7 protein-coding genes are annotated in these 12325 nt (G+C 69.7%); 3 read left to right on the forward strand and 4 right to left on the reverse strand.

Annotation, left to right across the window (positions count from 1 at the left end; genetic code table 11):
- Positions 1–195 precede the first annotated feature (195 nt).
- The gene (locus tag TBR22_RS11050) at positions 196–2733 is read right to left on the reverse strand and encodes an IPT/TIG domain-containing protein (protein ID WP_239493040.1); all 2538 of its coding nucleotides are present in this window, start codon (positions 2731–2733) and stop codon (positions 196–198) included.
- Positions 2734–3076: 343 nt separating this feature from the next.
- Here TBR22_RS11050 and TBR22_RS11055 point away from each other — a divergent pair, with 343 nt between their 5' ends.
- A complete protein-coding gene (locus tag TBR22_RS11055) occupies positions 3077–6133 on the forward strand; it encodes a BACON domain-containing carbohydrate-binding protein (protein ID WP_239493041.1) in 3057 nt (1018 codons plus the stop codon).
- Between the two features lie 123 nt (positions 6134–6256).
- Here TBR22_RS11055 and udk read toward each other — a convergent pair whose 3' ends face one another.
- The 3 genes from udk to TBR22_RS11070 form a co-directional block, all read right to left on the reverse strand.
- Complete coding sequence (gene udk, locus TBR22_RS11060; protein WP_239493042.1) at positions 6257–6892, reverse strand: uridine kinase; 636 nt, start codon at positions 6890–6892, stop codon at positions 6257–6259.
- A 138-nt stretch (positions 6893–7030) separates the two neighbouring features.
- Positions 7031–7900, reverse strand: a complete 870-nt coding sequence (locus TBR22_RS11065; RefSeq protein ID WP_239493043.1) for an HDOD domain-containing protein — start codon at positions 7898–7900, stop codon at positions 7031–7033.
- 47 nt (positions 7901–7947) lie between these two features.
- The gene (locus TBR22_RS11070) at positions 7948–8790 is read right to left on the reverse strand and encodes a DUF481 domain-containing protein (RefSeq protein ID WP_239493044.1); all 843 of its coding nucleotides are present in this window, start codon (positions 8788–8790) and stop codon (positions 7948–7950) included.
- Between the two features lie 278 nt (positions 8791–9068).
- On the opposite strand from TBR22_RS11070, the gene TBR22_RS11075 reads away from it, so the two are divergent.
- Positions 9069–11165, forward strand: coding sequence for a radical SAM protein (locus tag TBR22_RS11075; protein ID WP_239493045.1), 2097 nt, complete (start codon positions 9069–9071; stop codon positions 11163–11165).
- A gap of 198 nt (positions 11166–11363) precedes the next feature.
- On the forward strand, positions 11364–12197 hold the full coding sequence (locus TBR22_RS11080; RefSeq protein WP_239493046.1) for a hypothetical protein: 834 nt from the start codon (positions 11364–11366) through the stop codon (positions 12195–12197).
- Positions 12198–12325 lie beyond the last annotated feature (128 nt).

Here is a 12325-nt window from a genome sequence, read left to right on the forward strand (position 1 = left end):
GACGGCTCAGGGCTCACGGCTCACGGCTCAAAGGTCAGAAGCTCCGAGTCCCGAGCGCCAAGGCCCAAGACTCAAGGCCCAAGGCCCAAGGCCCAGGGCCCAGGGTCCAGGGTCCAGGGCCCAGGGCCCAGGGCCCAAGGCCGAGCGGCGCCCTCGGACGCACGAGCGTGCGGCGTCCGAGGGCGTGAGCGTGCGTTACGGGTTCAGCGGGCAGCCCTTGCCCGGCTTGTCGTTGCGGCGGTCGCAGGGCTGCAGCGGGAACTCGCGGGCGACCTTGGTGAGCAGGTCGCTCGACACCTGGTCGGCGCCCGACTGCGTGGGAGTGCCGCCCGAGGTCTGCACCCGGAACAGCGACTGCCGATAGATCTCCGCGCCGAGCGACGTGTCGGTGGTCACGCCCCAGATCGCGTCGCCCAGAGCCTTCACCGACGTCGAGTCGAGGCTGCCGATGGCGGTCTCTTCCCACTTGGTCATGAAGATGGTGATCTTGCGGTTCTTGGCGCTGGTCACCATGCTGCGCAGGGCGTTGGCCACGCTGTTGACCGAGATGCCCGCCTCGACGTCGTTGACGCCCGTGGCGAAGATGACGCCATCGAACTCGTCGGACAGGTTGGCGGCCTTCACCTGGTCGGCCAGCGACGGGAAGCGCGCCGAGCCCGCCGTGCCGGTGCAGCCGGGACCGGTGGCCGAGGTGCACTCGTTGGCGACGCCGGCGTTGGTCACCTTCACGTACTCGCCGAACTGCAGCACCTTCTGGCCGGTCGGCGACTGCGCGGCGCTGCCGCTCGTCGTGTAGAGGTCCTTCTGGTACGCCTTGAGCCGGTTCTCGAGGCTCTTCGGCCATGGCGTCGCGAGGCCGCCGCCGAGCACGTGCTCGTCACCGAAGGCGAGCAGGTTCAGCCGGAACGTGAAGCCGTTGGTCAGCGTCGTGCTGCTGCCGTCGGGGTTGACCACGCGCACGGTGGTCGGGCCGGCCGTCTGGTAGCCGTTGTAGAAGTCGCGCGCCGGCGTGAGCAGAGTGATGGTCGAGCCGTCCTGCGACACGACGACGCTCTGGCCCTGGTCGACGTCGGCGAGCACCGTGTTGGCGTTCCGATCGGCGGTCCAGGCCGCGTTGTCGAAGTACACCTTCGCGCCCTGCTGGAAGCCGCCGCCGCGAATCGTGACCGCCTGGCCACCGCTGATGCGGCCGATCGACGGCGACACCTCGGTGATGGCGAAGGCCGGGGCCACCGGCGGCGTGGCGATGGTGCCCGTCCACGGCGTGCCGACGTTCACGTGACCGGCCAGGAAGCCGTCGCCCGAGTACACGGCGCGCTCGGCCACGAACGTCGCGCCAGCGCTCGCCGGGCAGGCGGGATCGGCACTGGCAATCGACTCGAGGAAGGTGGCGAAGCGCTGGCCCGACAACTCCACGAAGTCGGCCGTCCAGATGTTGGCGCGCGAGTTGGCCGGCACGCACAGCGAGCGCACGATGCCCTTGCCGTCTTCACGGACGAACGTCGCCTGCACCTTGATCGGCGTGCCGTTGGGGTTGGCCAGCAGCATGAACGTGTTGAACGTCGTCGCGCTCGTGCCGAAGACGCCCTGCTGTCCCTCGGCGAACGCCCACTTGGCCTGCGCGGCCGTCACGCCGGCCGTCGCATGGCCTTCACGCCAGGGGAACGGTGCCCAGGTCGGGTCCGAGGCCAACGGGGTGCCCCAGTACAGCGCGCGCTCGGCCACGATTGGCTGGGTCGCCGTGACGCGCATGCCGAAGGCGGCCGCCTTGAGGCGGGCGTCGACGGCGCGGCCTTCCTGGTCCACCCACACGGTAGTGCGCTGACGGGGCTGCAGCGGGTAGTTGATCGTCACCACCTGGCCGCTGTCGAGCAGGTAGTCCACCGTCGCGATGGTGGCCGTGTTGTTGGTGTTGGCCAGCAGCAGGAAGGTCTCGAAGGCGATCGAGCCGTTTCCGGCGGTGTTGCCCTCGGCGAAGAGCCAGGTGGTGCTCGGGCTGGTCACGCCCAGGGCATCGTGGCCGCTCTTGAAGGCGTCGAAGTACATCGCGCGCTCGGCGATCACCTCGCTGCCGGGCGTGAGCGACTCGATCACCGTCGAGAAGTCTGCCGATCCGAGGGCGACGTGCTCGCCGCGCGGGTAGAAGGTGACGCGCGAGTTGGCCGGCGCCGTCTGGGTGGTGGTGAACGACTGGCCGGTACCGGTGAGGTACGTGGCGCGCACCTCGGTCGGGGTGGCGTTCGGGTTGGCCACCAGGACGAAGGTCTCGAACACCCCGCCGGTGCCCTCGGCCAGGGTCCAGGTCTCGGAGAGGCCGTCCTGGGTGACGCCGCTGGCGTTGTGCGAGCCGGGCTGCGTGGCGCCCTGGAAGTACATCGTGCGCTCGACGACGATGTCGGCCGGGGTCGTGGTGTTGGCCACGACGGCCGTCACGCGGGCCGAGGCGCTGCCGTTGAGGTTGAAGTCGGACCCGAGGCGCACCGTGAGCCGCGACGAGGCCGCGAGCGGGAACGACTTGGTCAGGGTCGGGGCCTGCGCGTCGGCCTGCGGCAGCAGGGTGACGGTCACCGTGAGCGCCTGCGAGGACGGGTTGCCGACGAGAATCTCCTCGGTGAAGGTGCTGTTGTTGGCGCCCTCGGCCAGGAACCACGTCGACGCGCCTTGCGCGAACGCGTGCGGCACGGTGGCCAGGAGGGCGAGGGCCGCCAGAGCGGCGCCACGGAACCAGGTCATGCGAAGCCTCCGCTGCCGCAGGAACCCGGCCATCGGGAACGGCGGCAAACCCTCGGATTATAGGAGAAAGAAGAAGAAAAATCCCCGCAGTCGGATTTGATTTCGAATAAAGCGTCGGTCGGCGAATTTGCCCGGGTTTGCGCGCGGCATCCTGGCCCGTTCGAGCCTGCCGTGCCGACGCCGGGCAGACGGCCGTCGGTTCCGGCCACATTTCTGTCAGGCCGCGTGCAGTTTCGTAATCACGGCCCCTTGCTCCCTCGCGGGGCCAGAGCGGAAACGGCCCCGTGACGGCGTCGATATTGGAAAACTCGACGGCAGGGGAGTTGCAGTGTCGCGGGTTGGCATGTCCCCGCTTCCCCGGACGCCACGTCCCTCGCTCGCTGCCCTCTCTGCGCTGGCCTGCGCCACATGGCTGGCGTGCGCACCGTCACCTGCGCTTGCCGCCACCCTCAAGGCACGTACCGACGCCGAGGAGATTGCCGCCGCTGACCGCATCGTGCGCGGACGGGTCGAGTCGGTCCGCACCGAACGCCGCGCCGGGTCGGGCGCCATCGAGACGGTGGCGCGTGTCCGCGTGGTCGACGACTACACGGGCGGCACCGATCGGGTCATCGAGATCCGTGAACTCGGGGGCACCGTCGGCGACACCACGTTGGTGGTCCCCGGCGCCGCGCGGTTCCTCGTGGGTGACGACATCGTCGCCCTCGTCGAGCGCAAGGCGGGCGGGTGGCGTCCGTCGGCGATGGGGCGTTCGATCTTCGGCGTGCGCCAGTCGGCCGCCGGCACCGAACTGGTACGCCAGGACACCGACGAACCCCTCGTCGGTGCGGCGACGCCGGGACCCGGCCGTCGGTCGCTGGCCAGTTTCGACGCCGCCGTCCGGGCAGTGCGCCGGCAGGCGCCGACGCGGCTGTCTTCTCCCGGCGTCGCCCCTTCCATCGGCGAGGTGGCCGCCGTGATGCCGACCGTGGAAGGCTTCCGCCTCCTCGGCAACATGCGCTGGCACGAGGCCGACAGCGGCCTGCCGGTGACCTGGTACCGCAACACGCTGACCGCGCCACCGCTGGACTCGGGCAACAGCGAGGCCGAACTCGGGCAGGCGATGGCCGCCTGGACCAACCCCGCGTCCGCTTCGATCACCCTGGTGTACGGCGGCACGCGGGTGGTGGCCGCCAACGCGACGCTGAACTGCGGCGCGCCGCCGGTCCCCGGCGGCGGCCTGATCACCTACGAGGATCCTGACGACGACATCACCACGAGCGGCGTGATCGCCATCGGCGGCGCGTGCTCGGGCAGCCCCACCAGGATCGTCAACGGCACCACCTTCTCCAGGATCACCTACGGGTTCGTGATCTTCACGACGAAGGCGGAGATGGCGCCCCTGGGTCAGTCCCTGTTCCTGGCGCGGGTTGCCGAGCACGAGGTCGGGCACGCCATCGGCCTTGGCCACACGCCGACCGATGGCTCGGTCGCCAACGCGACCAGCAACATCATGTACCCCTCGTGCTGCCAGACGGTGACGCCGGTGCCGCCGGCGATCGGCCCCGACGACCTCGCCGGGCTGCAGTTCATCTACCCGGTCGACAGTGGCAGCGGCGGGTCGTGCACGTACGACGTGACGCCGTCGGTCCAGTCGATCGGCTACGGCGGCGGCGTGGTGACGCCGTTCTCGGTCAACACCGGCAGCGCCTGCACGTGGAGCGTGGCGAGCACGGCGTCCTGGCTCACGCTGTCGGGGCCGGCCACCCGCACAGGACCGGGCACCATCAGTTACGTGGCGGCGGCCAACAACGGCACGGCGCGCGGCGCCGCGGTGACCATCGCCGGCAAGGGCGTGACCGTGCAGCAGGAGGCCTCGCCGGTGATCGCCCCGACCGACACCGACAACGACGGCCTGCCGGACGCCTGGGAGATTCAGGCCGGGCTGAATCCTGCGGTCGGGACCGGCGCCGACGGCGCGACCGGCGACCCCGACGGCGACGGACTCACCAACCTGCAGGAGTACCAGCGTCGCCTGCATCCGCGCGGCGTCGTCCAGCGGTACCTCGCCGAAGGGGTGCAGAACACGTTCTTCGCGACGCGCATCGCGCTGGTCAACCCGAGCGCGACCGTGACGGCCTACGTGCAGCTCCGCTTCGCGACGCCGCCCGATGCCGACGGCGTGGTGACCACGACCGAGCACTGGGTGACGATCGCGCCGCGCCGGCGGGCGACGCTGGACGTCGGCACGGTGGCCGGGGTGCGCGACTCGTTCGCCACGACGATCGAGTCGAGCACGCTGGTGGTCGCCGACCGCACGGTCAGCTGGGATGGCACCGGCTACGGCAGCCACGCCGAGAGCGCCACCGAGGCGCCGCGCACCACCTGGTACTTCGCCGAAGGCGCGACGATGGCCGGCTTCAACACGTTCTACCTGCTGTTGAACCCGGGTACGGCAGCCGCCGAGACGACGATCACGTACCTGCGCGCCGGTCGTGCCCCGCGGACCAAGTCCTACACCGTGGCGCCGGGGGCCCGCCTGACGGTCTGGGTGGACATGGAGCGCTGGTCCGACGGTGACTCGCTCGAGGCCGCCGAAGTCTCGGCGCGGATCGACGCCTCGGCGCCGATCATCGCCGAGCGGGCCATGTACCTCGATCGCAACGGCCAGGTGTTCACGGCGGGCCACGACAGCGTCGCCCTGACGGCGCCGGCCGAGCGCTGGCTGCTCGCCGAGGGCGCCACGGGCAGCTACTTCGACCTCTTCATCCTGCTCGCCAACCCGTCGAGCCAGGACGCCAACGTGCGTCTCCGGTTCCTGCTCGGCGACGGCACCGTCATCGAGCACCGGGAAATGGTGCCGGCGATGGCGCGTGGCACGGTCTGGGTCGACGCCCTCGGTCGCGATGCGACCCTGATCGCCCGCAACCCGGACTACGCACGGTTGGCCGACACCGCGGTCTCGACCGACGTGATCGTCGACAACGGCGTCGGCATCCTGGTGGAGCGGTCGATGTGGTGGCCGGGGGATTCGAGCACATGGGGCGAGGCGCACAACAGCGGCGGCGTGACGGCCCCGGCGTTAAGGTGGGCTCTGGCCGAGGGGGAAGTGGGCGGCGCGCGCAACACCAAGACCTACGTGCTGGTGAGCAACCCGTCGGGCACCAGCGCGACCATCACGGTGACGATGGTGTCGGAGACCGGCGCGCCCGAGCAGCAGGTCTACACGGTGGGCGCCAACAGCCGCTTCAACATCGCCCTGGGCGACGCGGGATTCTTCCCCAGTGCTCTCGGCAAGCGGGTCGGCCTGCTCGTCGAGAGCAGCGCCGTGCCGATCGTCGTCGAGCGCGCGATGTACAGCGACGCGGGCGGGCAGCAGTGGGCGGCGGGCACCAATGCGGTGGCGACCAAGCTGCCCTAGCAATTTGAGATTTGAAATCTGGAATTGATCGGCGGCCGGCCTGTCGGCCTTGCCGCTCGAGGATCCCGAGGGGCGGCGGCGTAGCCGCGCCCCCGAGAATTCCAAAGTTCGAATTTCGAATTGTCAGCCGCGTGCCACCAGGCCCCGCGCCAGCGTCAGCAGCATCTCGATGGCGACGTCGTTGTGCCCGCCTTGCGGGACGATGATGTCGGCGTACCGCTTGCTCGGCTCCACGAACTCGAGGTGCATCGGCTTGACGGTGCCCAGGTACTGGTCGATGACCGACTGCACGGTGCGCCCGCGCTCGGCGATGTCGCGCTGCAGGCGCCGGATGAAGCGCGTGTCGTCGTCGGCGTCGACGAACACCTTCACGTCCATCAGCTCGCGCAGCGCCTTGTCGGCGAAGATCAGGATGCCCTCGACGATGATCGCGGCGCGCGGCGCGATGACGTCGCTGGCCTCGAGGCGATTGTGGCGCGCGAAGTCGTACTGGGGCGCCTCGACCGCCTGCCTGGCGCGCAAGGCGCGCACGTGCTCCACCAGCAGGTCGGTCTCGAGCGAGTCGGGATGGTCGTAGTTGAGGGCGGCGCGTTCCTCGAGGCGCAGGTCGCTGCGGTCGCGGTAGTAGCGGTCGTGCTCCAGCACGGACACGTGGGCATCGCCGAGCGAGGCGGTGAGCCGCCGCACGACCGTCGTCTTGCCTGATCCCGAGCCCCCGGCGATGCCGATCACCACGGGCGTCACGCGCGCATCCGTCATGCGCGTGATGGTAATTGGAATTTTGAAATTTGAAATTGTGGGCGGCCGGCCTCCGGCCGTGCCGCTCGATATACCCGAGGCGAGGGGCCGAAGGCCCTCGCCCGAGAATTTCAAATTTCGAATTTCAAATTGCCAGCGTCAGTGGAAGCGCTCCTGCCCGGTCCGCATCCGGTCGGTCAGTTCCGAGCAGAAGGTGTGCAGGTCGGTGGGCGAGAAGTTGAGGCGCGCCAGCACGTCGCCTTCGATCGGGCCGTCGATCTCGGCGATGAGCGGGCCGAAGCCGGACAGCTTGGCGACGCCGTTGGACAGGTGCACCACGTCGCAGATCGTGCTCCGCGCGGCGGCCGGCGTGTGGTGATGCGTGATGGCGGCGGCGACGCGCTCGGGCAGGCCCCAGTGGCGCGCCACGTACCCGCCCAGTTCACCGTGATCCATGCCGAGCACCTGGCGCTCCGCCTCGATGCGCGACAGGCTGCCGCTGGTCCAGGCGGTGCGGAGGGCGGTCAGCGTCGCCTCGTCCATCGCCTCGTCGAGCACCACCTTGCCCACGTCGTGGAGCAGCGACGCGGTGACGGTTTCCGGTGGGATCGGCGTGCGGGCGCGCCGGGTGACGATCTCGGTGGCCAGCGCGGCGGCGACCGCGTGCTGCCAGAGGCGGCCCGGCTGCAGGTCGAAGGCCGGCAGGGGCTTGAGGAGCCGCGGCCGGACGCCTTCGGCGATCGCCAGCGACAGGGCCGTGCCCACGCCGATCCGCATCAGGGCATCGCGCACCGTGCTCACCGACGGCAAGTGGGCCGTCCAGGCGGAGTTGGCGAACCGGAGCACGCGCGCGGTGAGGCCGAGGTCGAGCCTGACCACTTCCTCGACGTCGCGGATCATCCACTCGCTCTGGCTGAGGAGCGTGACCAACCGCGTAGCCGTGGCCGGGAGCGGCTCGAGCGCGTCGGCCTGCCGGAGCAGGCGCTCGCGCGTCAGGGGCGTCGGGGAGCGTGGGTCTGGGGCCACCATCGTGTCTGGACTATCGGCAGTAAGGGGCCATCCCTGCAGTACCGTCGTCAGAAGGTCGCCACGATGGCGGCCGCGGCCACCGTGTCGGCCTTGGTGAAGCCGGGGACGGGCTCGTTCCGGTAGGTGATCTCGTGTGACAGCTTGAGGGCCAGGACGGCGTTGAGGGCGGCCTGCAGGGCGGCCACGTGCGACAGCCGCCAGTCGCTGGTGCGCTCGACGTCGGCCTTGACCGAGGCATCGTTGGAGATGCGGTTGCGCCGGGTGAACTCCCACTGGTGCCGCAGGCCGAGGTCCATGGTGGCCAGGTAGCGGCCGGGGCCGCGCGTCCGGTCCTCGCCGATGTAGCCGAAGCCCGAGTCCAGCGCCAGCCGCTGTGGTTCGCCCTTGATGAGCAGGGCCGTGACGCCCGCCGCGCCGTCGACGCTGTTGTCGATGCCCGCGAACGTGTTGCGCAGGTAGTTGGCCCGGGCGAACACCTCCGCCGCATCGCCGATCCGCCGGGCGGTCTTGAACTGGCCGGTGAGGCGGCGCGCGCGCACGGTGCCATCGGTCCGGGTGCGCAGGAAGCTGCCCCGCGACTCCAGCCGCCAGAGGCCGGGCGAGAACACCGCTTCGGCGCCGGTGCCGATCGTCTGGGTCGAGGCCGTGCCGCCGGTGGACACGTACGACAGTTCGGCCTTGCCCTTCACCAACTCCGGCTTGCGGGGCGCGGCGGGCTTTGCCGCGGAAACCCGGGCCACTGGCGCCGGCGGCCCAGGCGGCGCCGTCAACCGGCCCGACACGGCACTTGCCGGCAGGACGATCGGGTCGACGACGAGGGGCAGGGGGGCCGCGGCCACAGGGGCGGGACCCTGCAGGAGCGCGAGCACGATCCAGACAGCGTCTTGCATGGGCGACTGGCGGCCGGGGAGCGACCGCCCACGGGTAGTGTACCGGCGACCGCGTCCGGCCGCAGCGCACGTGGGGCACGCGAGCACGAAGCCCAGCGGCAGTGACCGGGCCGTGGCGTGCCCATTGGGGCGTTCCGGTGCCCACTCACCGCTGGAAACTGCCGCTTCAGGGAAAAGTACGGCTGATGGACAAGGCCCTCGTCATAATTGCGCCGCTGACATCAGGCGTGCTCCGGAGTGGCCCGAGCCGCGCCCCATGATGAGGACCGAGGACAACGATGCCGTACAAGCCGATCAAGTACGTCGAAAAGGGGTTGACCTACGCCGCCAAGGGCGCGTGGGTGGTGTTCGATGCGCTCAATTCCATCAACCGCGCCCCCGGATTCGTGCCGAAGTGGTCGGACAAGCCGTTGCAGAAGTCGTGGGAGAAGGTCAAGCCGCCCCTGGGCTGGCCGCGTGAGACCGACTCGCTGTGCCCGACCTGCGTCCGCGAGGCGCGGCAGGAGATCCTCGACGGCAAGCGCGACGTGTCGGTGCTCCTGAACGAGAAGGTGGGCGAGATCAAGGCCACCATCCTCGAGCGCGACGGCAAGATCCTGATGGTCAAGGATTGCCCCAAGCACGGGCACTTCGAGGACGTCATGGCGATCGACCCGGCGTTCTTCAAGCACCTCGAGGAGTCGTACCCGGGCAGCGACATCCGGGCGCACAACGACGAGACGCTGCACAACCACGGCAGCTCGACGATCAAGTACGGCCGCGGATCGGTGCTGACCATCGACCTCACCAACCGCTGCAACATGATGTGCGACCCCTGCTTCATGGACGCCAACCAGGTCGGGTTCGTCCACGAGCTGAGCTGGGAAGACATCAAGACGCTGCTCGACAACGCCATCACCATCAAGCCGCGCCGGCAGATGTCGGTGCAGTTCTCGGGCGGTGAGCCGACGCTGTCGCCGTACTTCCTCGACGCGGTCCGCTACGCCAAGAAGGTCGGCTACAACTCGGTGCAGGCGGCCACCAACGGCATCGAGTTCGCCAAGAGCCCCGAGTTCGCCAAGGCCGCGGCCGAGGCCGGCCTCCGGTACGCCTATCTGCAGTTCGACGGCATCGGCAATGCGGCCAACTCGCACCGCCTCGTCGGCAACCTGTTCGACGTCAAGCTGCGCGCCATCGAGAACCTCTGGGCCAACGGCGTCGACATCGTCCCGGTCACGACGATCGTCAACGGCGTGAACAACGAGCAGGTGGGCCGCATCATCCGGTTCGCCCTCGACAACCCGCGCAAGATCTCGTTCCTCTCGTTCCAGCCGGTGTCGTTCACGGGCCGCGACGAGGAGGTCACCGACGAGCGCCGCGCCGCGCAGCGCTACACGCTGTCGCACCTGGCGCACGACGTGAAGAACCAGATGCAGATCGGCGAGCCGACCCGCGACTGGTTCCCGATCTCGTTCATGGGCACGTTCACCGACTGGGCCGACCTGGTGAAGGGGCCGCAGCAGGAGTGGGGCAACCTCTCGTGCGGCTGCCACCCCAACTGCGGCGTCGGCATGGCGGTGATGATCGACAAGGAAACGAAGGAGGCCGTGCCGGTCACGGCGTTCCTCGAGGGCAAGCAGCTCGCCCGGGACCTGCAGCGGGTCAACGACGCCGCCCGTGGTCGTCGCCTGTCGATGCTCGGCCTGTCGCTGGCGCTGGCCAAGAACTACGACCCGTTCAAGTCGCCGACGCACTTCAAGCTGACCGACCTGATCAAGAAGTTCGACAAGACCTTCGGCGCCACCGGCAAGAACTACGGCCGCGTCGACGGGCAGCGTACCCTGCAGGACATCGAGCTGCGTCGGCAGGACCGCTGGAACTTCCTGTTCATCGCCGGCATGTGGTTCCAGGACCTGTTCAACTACGACTTCCGCCGCACGGAGCGCTGCATCATCCCGTACGCGACGCAGCAGGGCGAGATCAGCTTCTGCGCCTACAACACGGGCATCGGCTGGCGCCAGATCATCGAGAAGATGCACATGACGGCCACCCTCACCAAGTGGTACGAGGAGCATGGGCGTCACGAGATCTTCGCCGGCGGCAAGGCGGTCAACCTCAGCTCGAAGGAGCACTCGCTGATCCTCGACGCTGACGCGGTGGCCAAGAGCCGCCAGACCGACCTCGACGAGGCCGGCGTGGCCCGCAATGCCCGCGAGGAGAAGCTCCGCGCCCGTGAGGAAGCCAAGAAGCAGGCCGAGAACGAGCGCATGGCGGCCCTGTACCGTCAGCACGTCCTGAAGGAGCCGGCCCCCGCGCTGGCGACGGGCCTGCAGATCCAGGGCCTGAAGAAGGCCCCGGCCCAGCCGAAGGCCGAGCCGGAGCCGACGGTCAACTGACGGAGTTGCAGGCACTTCAGAATTGCAGCAATTTCACCACCGCCTCCGCATCGACCGCTGGCGGCGGTGGTGAGATTGTGAAACTCTGAAATCGTGAAATTGCCGGTGCCACAACGGGCGCGACGAGCTTCGGCTCCTCGCGCCCGACGTGTCTCTGCCCGCATCGCCTGCTGCCTCGTCGCCGTGCTCGCGGCCAGCGTGACTGCCAGGCCGCGGGCGGAGGAGCCGTTGTCGCTGCGCGAGGTGCTCGCGCGGGCCGGCCGGGCCGCCGAACGCTTCGGCAGCGAACTGCAGGGCATCGTCGCGCGCGAGCAGTACCTCCAGACCATCCGACCCTGGACGGGCCGCCTGCCGGAACCGGCGGCGGCCGGGCCGATCCTCGAGTCGCGCCGCCTGGTCGGCTCGCTGCTCCTGGTCCACGATCCCGCCACGCCGTGGCAGTTGCACCGCGACGTGCTGACCGTCGACGGCCAGCCGGTGGGCGACCGCGACGCCCGCCTGGCCGAGCTGTTTGCCGATCCGGCCGTCGACGCGAGGGATCGGCTGCGACGCATCACCGAGGACAGCGCCCGTCACAACCTCGGTCACGTCACGCGCACCATCAACGTCCCGACCTTCCCCCTGATCCTCGTCCACCCGAGCCACGCCGACCGCTTCCGCGCCAGCGACCGGGGCCAACTTCACGAGGACGGCGCGCGGGTGCGCCTGGTGCGCCTGCGGGAGCGCGGCCGGCCGCGCCTGATCCGCGGCGATCGCATGCGCGACGTCGCCCTGGAGGCGTTGCTGGCCATCGACGAGGAGACGGGCGAGATCGTCCGGGCCGTCCTCACGCCGCAGGGCGGCGACCTCAAGGCGCATCTCGAGGTCACCTTCGGCCGGATCGACGCACTGCCGGTGCGCGTCCCGGTGCGGATGTGGGAGTGGTACTGGGTGCACGACGTCCCGGAGCGCGACCGGTACGTCGAGGGCGAGGCCACCTACGACGACTTTCGCCGCTACACGACCGACGTGCACGCGCCGGTGGTCAGATAGGCTCCCGACTCCCGACTCCCGCCTCCCGACTCCCGCTTCCCGATTCCCGACTCCCGACTCCCGACTCCCGATTCCCGACTCCCGATTCCCGACTCCCGGCTCTTCCTGTCATATGCCACGCCCTGCCG

This window comes from Luteitalea sp. TBR-22 (assembly GCF_016865485.1).
In the GTDB taxonomy this organism is placed as follows: domain Bacteria; phylum Acidobacteriota; class Vicinamibacteria; order Vicinamibacterales; family Vicinamibacteraceae; genus Luteitalea.

What these genes read in the sequence shown, in the direction of transcription:
- TBR22_RS11050 (WP_239493040.1), bottom strand. Translation starts at nt 2,733, where the DNA reads ATGACCTGGTTCCGTGGCGCCGCTCTGGCGGCCCTCGCCCTCCTGGCC.
- TBR22_RS11055 (WP_239493041.1), top strand. Translation starts at nt 3,077, where the DNA reads ATGTCCCCGCTTCCCCGGACGCCACGTCCCTCGCTCGCTGCCCTCTCT.
- udk (WP_239493042.1), bottom strand. Translation starts at nt 6,892, where the DNA reads ATGACGGATGCGCGCGTGACGCCCGTGGTGATCGGCATCGCCGGGGGC.
- TBR22_RS11065 (WP_239493043.1), bottom strand. Translation starts at nt 7,900, where the DNA reads ATGGTGGCCCCAGACCCACGCTCCCCGACGCCCCTGACGCGCGAGCGC.
- TBR22_RS11070 (WP_239493044.1), bottom strand. Translation starts at nt 8,790, where the DNA reads ATGCAAGACGCTGTCTGGATCGTGCTCGCGCTCCTGCAGGGTCCCGCC.
- TBR22_RS11075 (WP_239493045.1), top strand. Translation starts at nt 9,069, where the DNA reads ATGCCGTACAAGCCGATCAAGTACGTCGAAAAGGGGTTGACCTACGCC.